The sequence below is a fragment of the Olleya sp. AS48 genome (assembly GCF_038900355.1).
GTDB lineage: Bacteria > Bacteroidota > Bacteroidia > Flavobacteriales > Flavobacteriaceae > Olleya.
This window is the reverse complement of record NZ_JBBMRD010000006.1, coordinates 39,263-59,640: the sequence shown is the minus strand read 5'-3', so window position 1 is coordinate 59,640 and position 20,378 is coordinate 39,263. Positions and strand designations below refer to the sequence as shown.

Genomic DNA, 20,378 nt, shown 5'->3' with positions numbered 1-20,378 from the left:
TAATTGAGGGTATAAAGTTACAATTATTAAGTTTTTTAGCTTTTGAATTGCTCAATTTTTTAATTAGAATTACTTTTGTGCAAACCTATTAAGATGTACAAATCCCTTCTAAGACCTTTATTTTTTAGTTTCGATCCTGAAAAAATTCATCATTTCACATTTTCATTAGTAAAAGTAACGTCTAAGATTCCAAGTATGGCGTCATTGTATAGACGTTTGTATACTATTGAAGATCCTAAATTAGAACGTAAACTTTTCGGTTTAACCTTTAAAAACCCAGTGGGATTAGCAGCAGGTTTTGATAAAAATGCGGTGTTGTATAATGAATTGGCAAACTTTGGTTTCGGTTTTATAGAGGTTGGTACTGTTACGCCAAAAGGTCAGGTTGGTAATCCAAAAAAACGTCTGTTTAGGCTAAAAGACGATCAAGGGATTATTAACAGAATGGGCTTTAATAACGAAGGTTTAGAACAAGCCATTATTCAACTTAAAAAAAACAAAGGGAAACTTATTATTGGTGGTAATATTGGAAAAAACACACAAACTAAACCTGAGGATTATACCAAGGATTACTTGGCGTGTTTTAATGGGTTACATCCATATGTAGATTATTTTGTACTTAATGTAAGTTGCCCAAATGTGGGTAGTCATGCTAAATTAAACGATAAAGACTATTTGTTAGAGCTTATTAGTACTGTGCAAAAAGCGAATAACACGTTTGAAAAACAAAAGCCAATCTTACTTAAAATTGCACCAGATTTAAATACTATTCAATTAGATGAAATTATCGAGCTAATTGCCGAAACTAATTTAGATGGTGTAATTGCAAGCAATACGTCTGTGGATCGCTCTAATTTAAAAGCTTCCGCAGAAAGGCTAGCCGAAATAGGTAATGGTGGTGTTAGCGGACAACCAGTTAAAGATAAATCTACTAAAGTGATTAAATACCTTGCAGATAAAAGCAATAAAGCCTTCCCAATTATTGGCGTAGGAGGTATCCATTCTGGACAAGATGCTTTAGATAAAATTCAAGCAGGAGCGGACTTAGTCCAAATTTATACGGGTTTTATTTATGAAGGACCAAGTCTTATTAAAAAAATTAATAAAGCTATTTTAAACAAAGGGTAAATGAATTACGAAATACTTTTCGGATTTATTTTAGCCACAACAGCATTAGCGTTATCACCAGGACCTGATAATATTTACGTTTTAATGCAAAGCATTACTAATGGACGTAAATATGGTATAGCGACCGTTTGCGGTTTAATTTCTGGTTGTTTAGTGCATACTACTTTAGTTGCTTTTGGAGTGTCTGCTATTATAAAAGAAAGTGATACGTTGTTTTTTATTATCAAGAGCTTAGGTGCAATATACCTACTATACTTGGCTTTTAAAGTTTTTAAAAGTGATGCAACTGTGAGCTTAAGTAATGATGCTGCTCCAAAAAAAAGCTTGATACAGTTGTTTAAACAAGGTGTGATCATGAATGTGCTAAATCCTAAAGTATCTATTTTCTTTTTGGCATTTTTTCCAGCGTATTTATATAGTGATACCATTAATACTGTTACGCAATTTTATGTGTTAGGTTTATTATTTATGGCTACGTCTTTTATAGTTTTTGCATTAATCGCAATTTTAGCAGGATTTATTTCGGATTATTTAAAACAAAGTAAAAATATTGGGTTGGTTTTAAAGTGGTTACAGATTGTTGTGTTTATTGGTTTAGCTATTTTTATATTCCTTTCAGAAAATTAAACTATTTTTATAGAAGAATTATATACAAAATGTCAAATCAAGTAAAAGTTATAGAATGTCCAAGAGATGCCATGCAAGGCATTAAACAGTTTATACCTACAGATCAAAAAGTGCAATACATACAATCGTTGCTTCGTGTTGGTTTTGATACAATTGATTTTGGTAGCTTTGTATCTCCAAAAGCAATTCCGCAAATGGTGGATACTGCAGAGGTATTATCTAAACTAGATTTAAGTACTACTAGTAGTAAATTGTTATCTATTATAGCAAACTCTAGAGGTGCAGCAGACGCTTGCAAACACCCAGAAATAGACTATCTAGGTTATCCGTTTTCTATCTCAGAAAATTTTCAAATGCGTAACACGCATAAGACTATAGCACAATCAATCGTATTACTTCAGGATATTTTAAATCAAGCAGATGCAGCTAATAAACAAGTTGTAGTCTATATATCCATGGGATTTGGTAATCCTTATGGAGATCCATGGAATGTAGAAATAGTAGGAGAGTGGACTGAGCGTTTAAGTAAAATGGGAGTAAAAATTTTATCATTAAGTGATACTGTCGGAACCTCAAATCCAGAAAATATAGAGTACCTCTTCTCTAATTTAATTCCGCATTATAAGGAAATCGAGTTTGGTGCACATCTACATACCACACCAGATTCTTGGTTTGAAAAAATTGACGCTGCTTACAAAGCAGGCTGTAAACGTTTTGATGGTGCAATCCAAGGTTTTGGTGGTTGTCCTATGGCTAAAGACGATTTAACAGGTAATATGCCAACCGAAAAAGTGTTATCCTATTTAACTTCAAAAAAGGTTAATAATTTAAATGCGATGTCTTTTGAAAGTGCTTACAATGAGGCCTCTAAAATATTTAAAGCCTACCACTAACCATCCTATAACTCATTAACTTTCATTAAAAATGAAAAAATTTTAACAGCTGTAACTTTTTGATTTACAAACTGTTAATGGCTTTGTGTGTTTTTAATTTAAATTTATTCTAAATAAACTTGCATGAAATGCTTTTCGTTTTTATTTTTGCAGTCAAATTGCAAATCTATTTGTAATTAGTCTAAATAACAATTAAACTTAATATAACACAAAAAAATGAAAAAAATCGCATTAGGATTAGCTGCATTTGCTACGTTAGCACTAACGTCTTGTAGCAGTGACGATGACAACAATCAGGTTTTTACTAATAACGTAACAGCTCCAGATACGTATACGTTTGAAAGAGATGGAAACTCAACAGTTAGTTTTGGTGGTCAAACAACACGTATCCAAATGGCTCAAGAAATTGTTTCAGGTATGGTAGACCCTTCTAATACAGAAGCTATTCTAGATAACATGTTTGCACACGTGCAAGATGCTAACGATTTTTCAGACGCAAACTTAAACGCATCAGATAAAAACGTAAGAAGTAAAATTGCAGCATCTACAGATTTTTATTCAGCAAATACAACAGATGCCAATAACATCAAAGCGACTTTTGATTTTTTTATTGAAGAACAAGTAAATACAGTATTCCCTAATTGGTCAACAACAGCAACAGCAGGAGTTGCAGGACAATTACAGCAAGTAGGTGGTGGAGCAACACGTTATGTAAATGACAGAGGTTTAGAGTATAATCAAGCATTTGCAAAAGGTGTAATTGGTGCATTGATGGTAGACCAAATGTTAAATAATTATTTAAGTCTATCTGTTTTAGACGAAGCTGATAACAAGGCTAATAATTCGGCTGGTGTATTAGATGGTACAAATAACTATACTACCATGGAGCACAAATGGGATGAGGCTTACGGTTACTTATATGGTAATGAAGACAATCCAGCTGTACCAGTATACGAAGCAGATAAATTTTTAAGTGAATATGTTGCTAAGGTAAATGAAGATCCTGATTTTGAAGGTATAGCATTAGATATCTATAACGCATTTAAATTAGGTCGTGCAGCAATCGTTGCTAAAGATTATGAATTACGTGATGTACAAGCACAAGTAATTAGAGGAAAAATATCTGCTGTTATTGGTATTAGAGCCATCTATTATTTACAACAAGGTAAAGCTAATTTAGATTTAGATAAGGCATCAGCATTTCATGCATTGTCAGAAGCTTACGGATTTATTTATAGCTTACAATTTACAAGACAACCAGGTACAAACGATCCTTATTTTACTAAAGACGAGGTACAACAAATGTTAGATCAGTTAATGTTAGGAGATGGATTTTGGGATGTAACAGCGTCTTCATTAGATGCCATTTCTAATACTATAGCAGCTCAGTTTTATTTTACTGCAGGTCAAGCTGGTAGTTTATAAAATATATAATTTATTACAGCAGTCGTTTATTTAAACGACTGCTATGTTTTATTTTTGCACACTGAAAAAGAAAAAAATTTAATTATGAAAAAGTTAGTTTACATCTTTGCTATTATGTTATTAATAGTAGCATGTTCGGAGTCTGATGACACAGGAAGCAGCACTAGTGCTACGCCTGATAATTATAATAGGGTTGCTATGCAAACCAACTTAGCAGACAATATAATTATACCAAGGATTCAAAATTTAAAATCAGCTTTACAAACCTTATCTGATGTAAATAATACGTTTACAGCAACGCCAAACCAAGCTAATTTGGATAATATTAGAGCTGCTTTTGTAAGTGCATATAAAGATTGGCAATTAGTAGAGCCTTTTAATATCGGTCAAGCCGAAATATTACAATATAACTTTAAAATGAATGTCTATCCTACAACAGTAGCAGACATTGAAGCTAATATCGCTAACGGAAACTACGATTTATTAGCAGCTGCTAATAATGATGCTGTAGGTTTTCCTGCTGTAGATTACATGTTACATGGTATAGCAACAACAGATGCAGACATTTTAAATAAGTATACAAACGCAAACTACGTAACATACTTAACAGATTTAATTGCACAAATGAATAGCTTAACACAAAACGTGTTAACGGATTGGACAACAAATTACAGAACTGTATTTGTTAATAGCACAGAAAATACAGCATCAAGTGCAGTAAATAAATTTATAAACGACTATATTTTTTATTTCGAAAAAGGATTACGTGCTAATAAGTTTGGTATTCCTGCAGGTGTATTTTCTGCAACCTCACTATCAGACAAAGCAGAAGCTATTTATAATGGAACAATCTCCAGAGATTTAGCAATTATAGCTTTAGATAATGTACAAAATATCTATAATGGTAAAGCCTCTAGTACAACTCCAACAGGAGAAGGCTTTTATAAGTATTTAGTAGCATTGGACAGAACTGATTTAGCAACATTAATTAATACAAGAATTGATGATGCTAGACAAAAAATACAAAATTTAAATGCGGATTTAAAAACGCAAGTTGAAGTTGATAGTGTAAAAATGACTGAAGCATATGACGCCTTACAACTAGTAGTTATATCTTTAAAAGTAGATATGTTACAAGCTTTTAATGTAAGTGTAGATTACGTTGATGCAGATGGAGATTAATATCAAGTAACAATAATAAATAAAAGGTTGATTTAAAAGAGTCAACCTTTTTTTATATTATGCAATTAAACCTAAAAACATATCTAAACAAAACCACAGATGCAGCTCCTTTGGCTGTGTTCAGGATTGGTTTTGGATTAATGATGTGTTATGGTATGATTCGTTATTGGTTAAAAGGATGGATTGATACGGTTTATGTACAACCTCAATTTCATTTTAAGTATTACGGTTTTGAATGGGTTAAATCCTTAGGTGAGTATACCTATTTACTATTTTTTATTTGTGGTTTGTCAGCTTTATTTGTCGCTATTGGTTATAAATACAGATTAGCCATAATTACCTTTTTTATTAGCTTTACTTATATAGAGTTAATCGAAAAAACCACCTATTTAAATCATTATTACTTTATAAGTATTCTTAGCTTTTTAATGCTGTTTTTACCAGCTAATGCCTATTTTTCATTAGATAACTATACATCAAAAATTAGCTATAAAAGTATTCCTAAATGGAGTATAGACGCTATAAAGCTACTGTTAGGTATTGTTTATTTTTACGCAGGATTAGCCAAAATAAACAGCGATTGGTTATTAAAAGCCCAACCCTTAAAAATTTGGTTACGCTCTAAATACGACTTACCATTTATTGGCGAAACTATTATGCAGCAAGATTGGTTTCATTACGCTATGAGCTGGTCAGGTATGTTATATGATTTACTAATTCCGTTTTTTTTACTGTACAAACGTACACGATTTGTAGCTTTTATAATGGTCATATTTTTCCATGTATTCACACGTGTTTTGTTTCCTATTGGGATGTTTCCGTTTGTTATGATAGTAAGTGCATTAATCTTTTTTGATGCCTCGTTTCATCATAAAATAATACAAAAAATAAAGTCGCTGCTTGGCTTTATTTCCGCGAAAGCGCAACATATATCATTTAAATCAGTCTACACAGTACGTCATCGTAAATTAGTACTACCAATTCTAGGTTTATTTTTTGTGGTGCAACTGTTACTTCCGTTTAGATATTTGTTGTATCCAGGCGAATTGTTTTGGACAGAAGAAGGTTATCGTTTCTCATGGCGAGTCATGTTAATGGAAAAAATGGGAAACACAACCTTTAAAATTAAGGACGAGCAAGGGAATACGTTTTTAGTCAATAATGCCGATTTTTTGACGCCTTTACAGGAAAAACAAATGAGTTTTCAGCCTGATTTTATTTTAGAATATGCACATTACTTAGGCGATCATTTTACCAAACAAGGCTATAAAAATGTACAAGTGCACGCTAAAAGTTATGTAGCTTTAAATGGACGATTAAGCCAATTATTTATTGACGAAAGCGTAAATTTGTACCAAGAAAAAGAATCGTTTAAACATAAACACTGGATTTTACCATTTACAGATGAAATTAAAGGACTATAACCTATTACTATTATTGATGTTATCTGCTTTTAGCATGTTAGCACAACAGCAAATTTCTGGTACAATTACTAATCAAAATGGCGAAGCACTAAGCGATGTTGGCGTTTATGATACCGTTAAGGGTTTGATAACCAAGTCTGATGCTAACGGTAATTTTAATTTTGAAACTGAAAAAGCAACACTTAATTTAACTTTTTTTAATTACGAATATCAAGTGCTTGAGCAAACAGTGACGTCAACCGAAGCTAAAAACTTAAAAATAATATTACTACCTCTAAGCGAAACAACATTGTCTGAAGTAGAAATTACCGTTAGAAAAGCAAAATTATTTAGCCTAAAACAATTAGCAGACGTTGAAGACACTGCTATTTACGCTGGAAAAAAGACAGAAGTGGTTTTAATAGACCAATCCATGGCTAATCTTGGTGCTAATAATGCCAGACAATTATACAGTCAAGTAGCAGGTTTAAACATTTATCAAAATGACGATGCAGGTTTACAGTTAAATATTGGTGGACGTGGTTTGGATCCAAACCGTACAGCTAATTTTAATACACGCCAAAATGGATACGATATTAGTGCAGATGTACTAGGTTATCCTGAGAGTTATTACACACCAACTGCAGAGGCATTACAAGAAATACAAATTGTTAGAGGTGCAGCTTCATTGCAATACGGAACGCAATTTGGTGGTTTGGTTAATTTTAAAATGAAAACACCAAATACTGAAAAACCATTAGAACTGATTACAAGAAACACGGTTGGAAGTAATGGACTATACACCAACTTTACTAGCGCAAGTGGTACCAAAGGTAAGTTTAGTTATTATACGTTTTTTAACTATAAAAAAGGAGACGGATTTAGACCAAACTCTAATTTTGAATCTAAAAATTTTTACGCGCATTTAGGATATCAGTTTAATGATAATACTAAGTTGGAAGGAGAGGTAACTTATTTAAGATACTTAGCTAAGCAAGGTGGAGGATTAAACGATGATCAGTTTGAAGCAGATCCATACCAAAGTAATCGTTCTAGAAACTGGTTTCAGGTGGATTGGTTGCTGTATAATTTAAAACTGTCTCATAAGTTTTCTGAAAACACAAACTTTACATTTAATGCATTTGGATTAAATGCGTCTAGAGACGCTTTAGGGTTTAGGACTAACCGTGTGGATCAACCTGATGCTAATACAGAAAGAGATTTAATAAAAGGAGAATTTGATAACTATGGTTTTGAAACCAGAGTTTTAACCAACTATAATTTGTTTGGTAAAAAGTCCATTGGCTTACTTGGGGCTAAGTTTTATAAAGCAGAAAACACCTCTGAGCAAGGTCCTGGAAGTGATGGTTCAGATCCAAATTTTGATTTCCAGTATGATGCATTTCCAAATTACAGTAACCAATCTAGCTTTACTTACCCTAATTTAAATGTTGCTGTTTTTGGAGAAAACATTGTGTATTTAAACGATAAGCTATCTATAACTCCTGGTTTTAGATTTGAATATATTAATACCCAAAGTGATGGTTTTTTTAGACGTATAAATACAGATGCTGCAGGTAATGTTATTTTAAATGAAAAAATTGAAGATGACTTAACCAAGGAACGCTCATTTGTGTTATTAGGTTTAGGTGCAAGTTATAAACCAAGTACTGCGTTTGAGGTTTACGGAAATATTTCGCAAAACTACAGATCAGTAACATTTTCTGATATAAGTATTAATAATCCAGCATTTATTATTAGTCCAGATATTGATGACGAAAGTGGGTTTACTGTGGATGCAGGAGCAAGAGGTAAATGGTCTAACAATATATCGTACGACGTTAGTGCGTTTAGCTTATTTTATAATGACAGAATAGGATTTGTGCAACGTGTACTTTCTGACGGAAATATTAAAAGCGAAAGAGGAAACGTTGGAGATGCCATGATGTATGGTATTGAGAGTTTAGTAGAATTTAATTTAGAAAACCTACTGCTAAAAAACGAAGATTATATACTTAACTATTATGTCAATTTTTCATATGTAGACTCAGAGTATACAAAATCTGAAGAGCTTGGAGTAGAAGGTAGTAAGGTGGAGTTTATACCAAACTATAACTTTAAAACAGGTGTTAGATTAGGTTACAAAGACTTTTTATCTAATATTCAATATACCTATTTGTCCTCTCAATTTACAGATGCGACTAATGCGACAGAAGGTAATATAAGTGGTGTAATTGGAGAGATTCCTGCATACGATGTCTTAGATGTGTCTTTGTCGTACAAGTACAAACAATTTAAGCTAGAAGCAGGAGTAAACAACCTTTTGGATAACGCTTATTATACAAGACGTGCAACAGGATATCCTGGACCAGGAATCATTCCTTCGGCTAACCGAAATTTTTATACAACCTTAGAGGTGAAATTTTAAGCAACAATCCGTTAATTATGCAGTTTGATTAATATATAAAACGTATCTTTACTCGCAATTAATTCTAATTGCAATGACAGCACACGAAAATAAAATAGTAGGAGAAGGATTAACTTACGACGACGTCCTTTTAGTACCTGCTTTTTCTGATGTTCTTCCTCGCGAAGTCAACATTCAATCAAAATTTACACGTAACATTACCATTAACGTACCAATAGTTTCTGCAGCTATGGATACCGTTACAGAAAGTCAAATGGCTATAGCTATGGCTAGAGAAGGTGGTATTGGTGTGTTACATAAAAACATGACTATAGAGCAACAAGCGACTAAAGTACGTAAAGTAAAACGTGCCGAAAGTGGTATGATTATAGATCCTGTAACCTTACCAATGACTGCAGTAGTTGCAGACGCTAATAATGCAATGCGAGAGCATGGTATTGGTGGTATCCCTATAGTAGACGATAATGGATTATTAAAAGGAATTGTAACTAATCGTGATTTACGTTTTGAGCATGAAAAAAACAGACCAATTGTTGAGGTTATGACTAGCGAAAATCTAGTTACTGCTCCTGTTGGAACGTCCTTAAAAGATGCCGAAAAAATATTACAACAACATAAAATTGAAAAGCTTTTAATTGTTGAAGGTGATAAGTTAGAAGGCTTAATTACTTTTAGAGATATTACTAAGTTAACACAAAAGCCAATAGCAAATAAAGATACTTTTGGTCGTTTACGAGTAGCAGCAGCTATAGGTGTAACAGGAGATGCTGTAGATCGTGCCGAAGCTTTAGTAAACGCAGGTGTTGATGCTATTGTAATTGATACTGCACATGGTCACACTAAAGGTGTAGTAAATGTGTTAAAAGAAATTAAGAAAAAATTCCCAAAATTAGACGTTATAGTTGGTAATATAGCAACAGGAGCAGCAGCTAAATATTTAGTTGAAGCAGGAGCAGATGCAGTAAAAGTTGGTATTGGACCAGGTTCTATTTGTACGACTCGTGTTGTGGCAGGTGTTGGTTTCCCTCAATTTAGTGCAGTGCTAGAAGTAGCAGCAGCAATAAAAGGAAGTGGAGTACCTGTAATAGCAGATGGAGGAATTAGATATACAGGAGATATTCCTAAAGCATTAGCTGCAGGAGCAGATACAGTTATGTTAGGATCGTTACTAGCAGGAACAAAAGAAAGTCCAGGAGAAACTATTATATATGAAGGACGTAAGTTTAAATCGTATAGAGGTATGGGATCTGTTGAAGCTATGAAGCAAGGTAGTAAAGACCGTTACTTCCAAGATGTAGAGGATGATATTAAAAAATTAGTACCAGAAGGTATCGTTGGACGTGTACCTTATAAGGGAGAATTATATGAAAGCTTACACCAATTTATAGGTGGTTTAAGAGCAGGAATGGGCTATTGTGGAGCAAAAGATGTTGCCACTTTACAAGACACAGGACGCTTTGTTAAAATTACCGCTTCAGGTATCAACGAAAGTCATCCGCATGATGTTACCATTACTAAAGAGTCTCCTAATTATTCTAGATAAGTTTTAGGATTAAATTATATAAAAAAAAGCACAACCATTGGTTGTGCTTTTTTATTGTTTCAAAATTTTTAAGTTGTTGTAGCCAATTATAACTAAGTGTTAATTTTACTATAACAACACTAAAGAAGTGCTTAAATAGTTCTATTTTCAAACTATAAAATTAGTAAAGGTATTTGCTTTAAAATATACCATCGTAACCAACAATATTTAGCATGGAAATTATAGGAAACATTATTAAAGGTGCCATAAACATAAAAGAGGCATTAACTCCGGAAGTTAACCCTGTAGAAGCACAACAAAAAGTATTACAAAACTTATTGAGTACTGCTAAAGACACCATGTTTGGTAAGGCGTATGACTTTGAAGCAATAAGCAAAGCAGATAATCCAGAAGTAGCTTTTGCTAATAGTGTGCCTTATTTTGATTACAACCAAATCAATGACAAATGGTGGTCTAAACTACATGAAGGTTTAGAGGATGTAACTTGGCCTGGAAAACCGTCTTATTTTGCATTAAGTTCTGGTACCACAGGAAAAACTAGTAAGCGTATTCCTGTGACTGATGATATGTTATCTGCAATTAAGCAAGCAGGAATAGACCAAGTCACAGCATTAAGTAATTTTGATTTGCCTGCCGAGTTTTTTAGCAAAGAAGCGATGATGTTGGGAAGCTCTACAGATTTAAAAGAAAAAGATGATCATTTAGAAGGAGAAATAAGTGGTATTACAGCTAGTAATATTCCATCATGGTTTAAAGGGTTTTATAAACCAGGTGAAGATATAGCTAAAATTGAAGATTGGGATAAGCGTGTTGAGACCATAGCACAACGAGCTAAACAATGGGATATTGGCGCTTTAAGCGGAATTCCGTCTTGGATGGAACTAATGTTAAAAACGGTTATCGACTATCATAAAGTAGACAATATTCACGATGTTTGGCCAAACCTTCAAGTGTATACCTCAGGTGGTGTTGCTTTTGGACCTTATCAAAAAAGCTTTAATGCTTTATTAGGAAAACCAGTTACTGTGATTGATACCTATTTAGCCTCAGAAGGTTTTTTAGCATTTCAAGCTAGACCAGAAACAGATGCGATGCAGTTGGTTACTGATGGCGGAATTTATTTTGAGTTTGTATCATTTAAACCAGAATATATTAATCCAGATGGTTCTTTAAAAAACGAAGCACCAAGTGTGACTTTAAAAGACGTGCAATTAGACCAAGATTATGTTGTAATTATCAGTACAGTAAGTGGTGCTTGGCGTTATTTGATTGGAGATACTATTGAGTTTACTGATGTTGAGCGTGCTGAAATCAAAATTACTGGTCGTACTAAATTCTTTTTAAACACTGTAGGATCGCAATTATCAGTAAATAAATTGGATGATGCTATTAGGCATCTTGAAGAAAAGTTTAATACAGCAATCCCAGAATATACTTTATGTGCTAAACGTTTTGAAGATGGTTTTTACCATAGTTGGTATTTAGGATCTGAAAGTTTAAACGAAGCAAATAATAGTATTGCAAACGCATTAGATGAGTTTTTAAAAAATGCTAATAAAAACTACAAAGTTGCAAGAGGTAAAGCTTTAGAAGGCGTAAAAGTAGAAGTAATTAGCCCAGAGGTTTTTGCCGAATGGAGTGGTGCTAATAAGAAAAAAGGAGGTCAAGTTAAAATGGAACGTGTCATGGGAGAGGATAAGTTTAAGGATTGGGAAGCATTTGTTGCTGAAAATTAAGACTCGGAAAGATTGGCATCTCTTTGATTTATAATTTCCATGATTTCTTCTGGAGATAAATAATATTTTTTAATTCGTGCAATATAAGATTGCTCTAAATTTGCTTGACTTAATATAAAGTCCTTTGTTTTTAAAATGTATTGTTCCATTCCTGATTGTACAGCATAAGTATCTGCAGCACGCTCTGCAGTTGCAATATGATTGTCGGATAATAGATACTTTACACCAAACCACATCAGGTTGAGGTTGCTTCGGTTTTTGTAATCCATAACATGACCTAGCTCATGACCAATCCACCCTATTAATACCTCTTGTGGCATATCTACTGTGTATAAAACTTCACCAGAAATTTTTACAGTTTCACTTATAAAAATATTATAAGATCGTTGACCTTTTCTTTTTAAAAAACTACTAGCAGTTGGTTGTGCTTGCATAGTCGATTTTTTAATGTTTTTCTTGAATTCAAAATTAATTGCAGTGTCTTTTAATTCTGGATAAAAAGACAATGCAGTTTCGATTTCATTTTTTATAGATTCAGGTATTACGGCTTTAGGGTATAATTGGTTTGTCATTAGCATTAATATAATTAGTTTAATTAACATCATTAAAATAATATAAGTTATAATAACTTAAGACAAAACCATTTAACTTTTAACTAATGTTTTTTAACACATTTAGATAAAAAAAAGCACAACGCTTAGGTTGTGCTTTAAATTAATGTGAAACTAAAGTATATTTTAATTAACTAATACGATCAGGCCAAAAATTAGGATGCTCTCCACTAAACCCCATTTTTGGAAGATTGTTTATTTGTTTCATTTCGTCCGCAGACAGTTCAAAATCAAAAATATTAATATTCTCTTCAATTCTTTCTGGCGAATTAGATTTAGGAATAATAATAACGTTATGCTGAGTAATCCAACGAAGACATATTTGTGACACCGATTTTTGATGTGCTTTGGCAATGTCTTTTAAAAGTTGGTTATCAAATACTTTTCCTCGAGCTAAAGGCGACCAAGACTCAATAGTTATATTTTTTGATTGACAGTATTCGGTTAATTCTTTCTGCCAATACCCAGGATGAAACTCAATTTGATTAACAGCAGGAATAACCTTTGCAGTTTTAAATAACGCTTCCAAATGTTCTTGGAAAAAATTACTAACTCCTATGGATTTAATTTTACCTTCAGCTTGTAATTCTTCCATTGCGCGCCAACTTTCTGCATTAGCGTGTTGCCAATTATCGTAGTTTTTAGCGTTAGCAGGCCAATGTATTAAGTATAAATCAATATAGTCTACATTTAATCGTTGCAAGGATTTATTAAATTGGTCCTTAGCAGATTGATAGCCTAAATTTTCTCGCCAAAGTTTTGTGGTGATATATATATCTTTTCTATCAATACCACTAGCTTTAATACCTTTGCCAACAGCTTCTTCATTTCCGTAAATAGCAGCTGTGTCTAATAACCGATAGCCTTTAGATAAAGCAGTAGATACGGAATCTATCCCTTCTTGCTCTATGCATTTATAAGTTCCAAATCCAACTAGAGGAATTTTATTACCATCGTTTAGGAGTATTTGTTTCATAATAGTAGTTTTGGTGTTTAAAATATTACTACTTAAAGGTAAGCTTAATGTTGTTTTTTAAAAACTATTTGTACTCTTTTAACAAGGTTTTAGCGTTACAAACTAGTCCAAAGTGACGCAAGTTATTTCTACAATTTTACCAGCCATACAGGTGTCAAAAAGATCGTTTTTTTCTTTATAACCAAAAGTGATTTTAGTATTATCTATTAATTTAATATCAAAGCTATTAAGGTTAGTTGGATTTACTGTTTTACCATCTTGCAATGCAATCATCCAACCACAACCATCTAAACCAGTCTTATTAACTAATGTACCTTTGACACTGTTTAAACAATTAGAAGTATTGTTTTTAGTATTTGCACAGGATAAGGTTAATAGTATTACACTTAAAAGTAAAATTATGTGGTTTTTATTTTGAAACATAAATTGGAATTTTAAATTAGATAAATACTAAGTTAATCTATTTTAGTAATGTTTAAAATTAGTATAAAAAAAGCACGACTTGAGGTCGCGCTTTTTTTTTTGATTATCTAAAAAGAAAATTATTCTTTTATCAATTTAAGTTGTAATTGCTCATTTTCTGTTATTACACTTATTATATACAGACCAGCAGGTTGATTTAATTGAAATGAATATTTATTATCCATAATATTATCCTTTTCGAAAACTAATTCTCCTAAAATATTATGAACTTTAATATTAGAAACAGTAGTTACTGCAAAGTCAATAGTAACTATGTCCTTGGTTGGATTTGGAAAAATAGTAATATTTGAAGCCAAAGTATTATCAACAATACTTAGAGTATTAGGCGGAGAAAAGTTTAATTGGTCAATCATCAAAAGGGATATTGAGCTAGAATTACCACCAGTAAATCTAATGTCATCTATATTACTCCAAGCTTCCGAAAAAGTAAGTGTACCACCATTGGCAGCTGGTATAGCGTCTTTGGCGTATGTTATGGTGCCATTATTATCGCTAATTGTGAAGTCAATAATATCGCTTACCACACTTACTCCATCTCTGTAACCTGTAGCAGTTGCTGTAAAAGCATAACCATTACTTGCAGGATTTGCAGACATATCAGCTTCCATTGATACCATTTTAAATTCTGAACCGTCAGCACTTCCAATTCTGTAATCAAAAGCGCCAATATTAGGACCAGAGATAGTCCCAGAATTATCTATGTTAAAAAGTAAGCCTAAATCAGAACTTGTAGGAGTAATGATAAAAGTTGAAGCTTCCGATAAGGATGCCATTTGACTAATTACATTTGGTGCTATCTGTTGAAATCTAATACCATTAGTGGTGTAGTCTAATCCTCTAAAGCTGGGAGTTAATCCATCAAAATTCTCGTCATTAACTTGTGCAAATAGCGAAGAGGATAATAATAACAGTAGGATGCTAATTTTGTTTAATTTAAAATTGTAGTTTTTTTTCATTTTAAAATATATTTGGAGATAATATTGGGTTACATACTTTTTACAAAGTCTAGAAATACTTTTTTATGAAGTTCTAAATCTAGATTAGGAGATAAGGAGGCACGTACGATGTAATCTTTATCACCTTCTTTAGTTGTGCCTTGTGTTGAGGTTGCAGGAATAGTCCAGTAGCAGCCATTTAATTGACCATAACTAACGCAATATTTACTCTCATTTGGAATTTGAGTAATCATTAGGTTAATTAATTTTAAGTTTAAAGCGCGTTTATAATCTTCTTTTTCTTGTGCTGTGTTTCCTTTTGTTGGAAGGTCTAACGAGAAAACAGAAGGTGTAAAATCTTGCTCAGCAAGTGCTTCTGATACAAAATTGATTTTAGCTTCTGGTAGCGTATCGTGTATAAAATTAACAAACTCACGAGTATTGCTGTAAGCGTCTTTAATTCTTTGATTCATTGAAGGTAATTGCTTTGCTAAAATTTCATATTGAAGATTAGTCGCTTCATTATCGCAAAGGGTTAAATGGTTTTCTATGTGAACCATTAAATCTTGCGTTTTAGTATTACCTACACAATAACCAGCAGTACAATGTCCACCACTAGGAAATTTAGATCCGCTTGCATAAGATATTGTTCTTACGCTAGATAGTATTTTGTCTTCACCTAAAAATAAAACATTTGGACAAAAGGTTTGATCTAAAATAAAAACTGGGTCTATTGCTATATCACCATTTGGTGTGTGTCTAACTTTACTTAATGCAGCCTTTAATTGTAAAAGATCTGGAACTTCAACTCTAGGATTTGTCGGAATTTCTGCAATAATATAAGGTACTGCATCTTGGCTTGCAATAGTGTTTAAAACGGTATCAATACTTGTAACCATGTCATTGTCTCCATCCACAGGTAAATCTACTACTTCTACATTGTCAATACATGCAGCAACACGTCTAGCTTGATCGTTAGTACCACCATAACAGTTTGGAGGAACAATAAACTTAATGTCTTTTCCTTTGTGGTTAATTAACGCATCATGTATAAGTCCCATCATGATAGCATACTGGATTGATAATCCACTTGAGCCTACTAAAGGTTTAGAAGGTGATCCTGTAATTGCTTTAATAGTTTCCAGGACCTTAGCTTTATCTGTCTGTAAAGTGCTACTTGTATAGTCTGATGATGTTGTGTTAATTAAATCCTGTAAAGCAGCTAAGCAATTAATAGGTGTCATTGCAATGGTTTCTCGTCGTCTTACATGTTGTATGTCAGAAATATAAGCTTCGTTTTTTGCACCATTTACTAATAAGACACTTCCTAAATCACTATGTAAGTTAACCGTAAAGTCTATGTTACTGGTTAAATTTGCATGACATATATCGTTTTGTTGATTGATAAAGATGGTACTACCATTAAAATCAGTTATCTCTTGAGCAGAATCTACTTGCTTTAATTCAAAATTATAACCATAAACGTTACGTAATACTTCAGCATCAAAAATACTTGGTAATTGACCAATGTAATTGATTTGTGTGTTTTTATCCGCTAAAAGATTTTTTCTTAAAACAGATAATATTGGAGTTGTTTTAGATGAAAAACTTATAACCGCTTCAGGTTTTAAATTATTTAAATCAGCAATAACCCATTCTAATACACAAGATAGTGGATGACCAAGTCTAATATAATCGTAAGCAGTTGGTAATTGGTTTAAAGCGGAAGCTTCAGCATTATTGTTATTATATAAATTCTCAAATTGATCTAAAAATTCAGTTTTAGCTAATTTTTCGTTATAGATATCTAAGCGATGCGTTGTTAAATTCAACCAGCCAGTTGGCATGTTTTGAAGTACATCTTTAAGATAATTTATCATTTTATTATTGTTCATAATTTCTCCTTTAAAATAGGAGTGCAAGGTACAATAATTAGATTTGTTTTAAAAGAAGAATAGCCAGTGTTGTCACCTAACGTGCATAAGTAATGACAAGAGATTTAAGCGTATTTTGTCTATCAAAAAGGTAACATTATAATTAATAAACATTTAACTAATATAGTATGTTTTAAATAGATTAAAACTATGATGTACTATTATTAGTTTTATAACTATTCTGCGTAAACTTGTCCACGATGTGGTTTTAACGCATCACGTATGGGTTTCATTTCTGTTTCATTAACCACCATAAAAGCAATACTGTGCATATCGCTAAGTGTTTCAAAACCTGTAATATTTAATTCAGTTTTTTCTAAAGTTATATATTCTTTAAGATGTATTTCGTGGTGTTGGGCAATTTTTAAAGCATCAGGACCTCTAAAGTCCCAAATTAATTTAAGTTTTCTCATGTTTAATTTTTAACAGACTTTCCTATTTCTATATAATTTTTAAAATCGTATAAATATTTTTCCGATTGTAACTTTATTGCTTTTGGCATTAAAAGTAACATTAGACGTTTAGAAAATGTAGTTGGTAAAAACTCGTTGTTACACGTCCATAATGTGCTATTATCATCAACGACTTTAAATTGGTTTTCTTGGATGTTATGCATGCCTGCAGAATCAAAGTTGTAATGTACCGTTTTATTGTTTTCAATATAAGTTACAGTTTCTATAACACTCAATTTTCGTTTGCCAAAAGTGTAGTTTAGTTTCATTTGTACACCTACTTCATTAGGTAAACCGCTTAAATGCTCAAAACTAGTTAAACCAGGATGCCAATGTTTTCTGGATTCATGGTTTTGTAAAAGCCTAAAGCATTCTTCAATAGGTTTTCTAATTAATACTGTAATTGTATATTTCATATAAAAAAATAACACGTAAGCTTAAATAAAAGTAATTGTATAATTACAATCTATAAATATGTGTTTGATGGTAAATATAAGTTTTTGTTGTAAATTAATTTTTAAAGAAAGTCTAAAATTTTAAATAATTTGAGGACTTAGTTTTTTAAAAAATAACTAGTATAAAAACTATAATAATTACTTTAAAGTATCGTTTTAAAAGTCATTGTTTAATAGTGTAATATTACTATTTTTGCAGACATTGCTAACAAATGTGGCTTAATTATGAAAATGAATATTTTACGTATTACATTCCTCTCTTTTTTCTTTACCTGTTTATTTGCAAATGCGCAAACTAATACTGTTTTATTTACAGTAGATGATGTGCCAGTTTATACTACAGAGTTTAAGCGTGTATATAGCAAAAACTTAGATTTAGTCAAAGACGACTCTCAAAAGGATATTGATAATTACTTAGATTTATTTGTTAAGTATAAACTTAAAATTGCTGAAGCTAAGGCTTTAGGAATGGATCAAAAACCAGCTTATTTAAGAGAGTTTTCAAGCTATAAAAGCCAATTGGCTAAAAATTATTTAAATGATAGTAAGGTAACAGATCAGCTAATTCAAGAAGGTTACCAAAGACTTTTAACAGAAGTGGATGCCAATCATATTTTGGTTAAAATAGATGAAAACGCAAGCCCAAAAGATACATTGTTAGCCTATCAAGAAATAAAAAAACTAAGAGATCGAGCTATAAACGAAGGCTTTGAGCCAGTAAAAAAAGACATCCATAATGGTCAAACTTTATTTGCAGAAGAGTTGGGCTTTTTTACCGCTTTTAAAATGGTATATCCATTTGAAAATGCTGCATATAATACAGCGGTTGGAGAATGGTCACAACCCTTTAGAACGCAGTTTGGGTACCATGTAGTTTTTGTAAATAATAAACGTAAAAACAGAGGTGATGTTACCGTTGCACACATTATGTTAACAGATGATAAAGCAGAGCAAACAGCCCAGAATAGTATAAACGAAATCTATAAAAGACTAAAGCAAGGAGAAGATTTTAGTGCTTTAGCTAAACAGTTTTCTGATGATAAAAGTTCAAGTAGTAATGGTGGGAAATTAAATGCGTTTTCAGCTGGTCAATTAAGTTCAAAAATATTTGAAGAACAAGCATTTGGCTTAACTAACGTTGGTGATGTGTCTAAACCTTTTAAATCAGAGTTTGGTTACCATATTATTAAACTGATTGAAAAAAATGGAATACAACCTTTTGAGGCTTTAGAATTAGAATTAAAAAATAAAATTAAACGTGATTCTAGATCTAAAGTTATTAGTGATAAGCGTATTGAAAATTTGTTACAAACATATAATGTTGATTTGACAACAGTAGACTTAACGCCTATTATTAATATCCTATCGGATGATTATTTTGCAAGTAATTGGACCATTCCTGCAACATTTATAGGTGAAAAAACACTATTAACTATAGGAACAAAGCAAATACCAGAAATTGAATTTGCTCAATTTTTATTTAAAAGTCAACGTAGACGACAAGCTAAAGTGTCATTAAAACAATTGGCAGAAGATAATTTTAAAGTTTTTGTTGAAAGTAATTTAAAAGCGTATCAAGAAGAAAACTTAGAGTCTGAAAACCAAGAATATGCACAAGTGTTAAGCGAATATCGTGATGGATTGTTGCTGTTTGATTTGATGGAAAACCAAATTTGGAATGCTGCAAAACAAGATTCAGTAGGATTGTTAGACTATTACAATCAACACAAAGCTAATTACTATTATGACACCAGAGTTGATGCAATTGTGGCCTCTTCTGCTAAAAAAAGTGTAATTAAACAAGTGTCAAAATTACTAGAGCAAAATATAGCTACAGATAATATTAAAAAACAAATTAACGCGGACAACCAAATAAATGTTAGTTTTATCATCGATACTTTAGATACAACACATCAAGCATTACCAAAAGGGCTGAATCTGAAAACTGGAGTTTCTAAAGTCTTTAAACATAATGATGCTTACAGTGTCGTTAAAGTAAATGGTATATTACCTAAAACTCAAAAAACATTTGAGCAAGCTAAAGGTAGCGTAGTATCAGATTTTCAGGAGAAAAAAGAAAAAGACTGGCTTTTAAAATTAACTAAAAAGTATAAGGTTACAATAAACAAGGACGCATTAAAACAAGTAAAAGAAGAACTAAAATAAA

General features: G+C 32.1%; 17 protein-coding genes. 10 read left to right on the top strand and 7 right to left on the bottom strand.

Translation table 11 applies throughout. From position 1 onward, the window contains the following. The first annotated feature begins 93 nt into the window (after positions 1-93). From WNY60_RS08860 to WNY60_RS08820, 9 genes are all read left to right on the top strand, one after another. Positions 94-1,128: a quinone-dependent dihydroorotate dehydrogenase gene (locus WNY60_RS08860; RefSeq protein ID WP_342862141.1), complete on the top strand. Its 1,035-nt coding sequence runs from the start codon at positions 94-96 to the stop codon at positions 1,126-1,128. Continuing rightward, positions 1,129-1,755 (top strand): LysE family translocator, encoded by a 627-nt coding sequence (locus WNY60_RS08855; RefSeq protein ID WP_342862140.1) that lies wholly within the window; start codon positions 1,129-1,131, stop codon positions 1,753-1,755. Between the two features lie 29 nt (positions 1,756-1,784). Then, complete coding sequence (locus WNY60_RS08850; protein ID WP_342862138.1) at positions 1,785-2,648, top strand: hydroxymethylglutaryl-CoA lyase; 864 nt, start codon at positions 1,785-1,787, stop codon at positions 2,646-2,648. A gap of 216 nt (positions 2,649-2,864) precedes the next feature. Next, positions 2,865-4,073, top strand: coding sequence for a DUF4856 domain-containing protein (locus WNY60_RS08845; protein ID WP_342862137.1), 1,209 nt, complete (start codon positions 2,865-2,867; stop codon positions 4,071-4,073). Between the two features lie 84 nt (positions 4,074-4,157). After that, positions 4,158-5,255, top strand: a complete 1,098-nt coding sequence (locus WNY60_RS08840) for an imelysin family protein (protein WP_342862136.1) — start codon at positions 4,158-4,160, stop codon at positions 5,253-5,255. A gap of 59 nt (positions 5,256-5,314) precedes the next feature. Further along, positions 5,315-6,679 (top strand): HTTM domain-containing protein, encoded by a 1,365-nt coding sequence (locus tag WNY60_RS08835; RefSeq protein WP_342862135.1) that lies wholly within the window; start codon positions 5,315-5,317, stop codon positions 6,677-6,679. Further along, the gene (locus tag WNY60_RS08830; RefSeq protein ID WP_342862134.1) at positions 6,660-9,086 is read left to right on the top strand and encodes a TonB-dependent receptor; all 2,427 of its coding nucleotides are present in this window, start codon (positions 6,660-6,662) and stop codon (positions 9,084-9,086) included. The genes WNY60_RS08835 and WNY60_RS08830 overlap by 20 nt, the downstream gene beginning before the upstream one ends. Before the next feature lie 73 nt (positions 9,087-9,159). Continuing rightward, a complete protein-coding gene (guaB, locus tag WNY60_RS08825) occupies positions 9,160-10,629 on the top strand; it encodes an IMP dehydrogenase (protein ID WP_145000092.1) in 1,470 nt (489 codons plus the stop codon). Between the two features lie 212 nt (positions 10,630-10,841). After that, a complete protein-coding gene (locus WNY60_RS08820; RefSeq protein ID WP_342862133.1) occupies positions 10,842-12,365 on the top strand; it encodes a GH3 auxin-responsive promoter family protein in 1,524 nt (507 codons plus the stop codon). On the opposite strand, the gene WNY60_RS08815 is transcribed toward WNY60_RS08820, so the two are convergent. From WNY60_RS08815 to WNY60_RS08785, 7 genes are all read right to left on the bottom strand, one after another. Then, on the bottom strand, positions 12,362-12,937 hold the full coding sequence (locus tag WNY60_RS08815; RefSeq protein WP_342862132.1) for a hypothetical protein: 576 nt from the start codon (positions 12,935-12,937) through the stop codon (positions 12,362-12,364). The two genes, WNY60_RS08820 and WNY60_RS08815, sit on opposite strands and share 4 nt — an antisense overlap. 169 nt (positions 12,938-13,106) lie before the next feature. Further along, positions 13,107-13,952, bottom strand: a complete 846-nt coding sequence (locus WNY60_RS08810) for an aldo/keto reductase (protein ID WP_342862131.1) — start codon at positions 13,950-13,952, stop codon at positions 13,107-13,109. 102 nt (positions 13,953-14,054) lie between these two features. Then, the gene (locus WNY60_RS08805; RefSeq protein ID WP_145000084.1) at positions 14,055-14,375 is read right to left on the bottom strand and encodes a hypothetical protein; all 321 of its coding nucleotides are present in this window, start codon (positions 14,373-14,375) and stop codon (positions 14,055-14,057) included. Positions 14,376-14,494: 119 nt separating this feature from the next. After that, positions 14,495-15,391: a T9SS type A sorting domain-containing protein gene (locus WNY60_RS08800; protein ID WP_342862130.1), complete on the bottom strand. Its 897-nt coding sequence runs from the start codon at positions 15,389-15,391 to the stop codon at positions 14,495-14,497. A 29-nt stretch (positions 15,392-15,420) separates the two neighbouring features. After that, on the bottom strand, positions 15,421-17,265 hold the full coding sequence (locus WNY60_RS08795; protein WP_342862129.1) for a cystathionine beta-synthase: 1,845 nt from the start codon (positions 17,263-17,265) through the stop codon (positions 15,421-15,423). Between the two features lie 215 nt (positions 17,266-17,480). Then, on the bottom strand, positions 17,481-17,717 hold the full coding sequence (locus WNY60_RS08790; protein WP_145000078.1) for a hypothetical protein: 237 nt from the start codon (positions 17,715-17,717) through the stop codon (positions 17,481-17,483). 2 nt (positions 17,718-17,719) lie between these two features. Next, positions 17,720-18,172, bottom strand: coding sequence for an SRPBCC family protein (locus WNY60_RS08785; protein ID WP_145000077.1), 453 nt, complete (start codon positions 18,170-18,172; stop codon positions 17,720-17,722). A 264-nt stretch (positions 18,173-18,436) separates the two neighbouring features. Between WNY60_RS08785 and WNY60_RS08780 the strand changes: the two genes are divergently transcribed. Next, the gene (locus WNY60_RS08780) at positions 18,437-20,377 is read left to right on the top strand and encodes a peptidylprolyl isomerase (RefSeq protein ID WP_342862128.1); all 1,941 of its coding nucleotides are present in this window, start codon (positions 18,437-18,439) and stop codon (positions 20,375-20,377) included. Position 20,378: the final 1 nt, after the last annotated feature.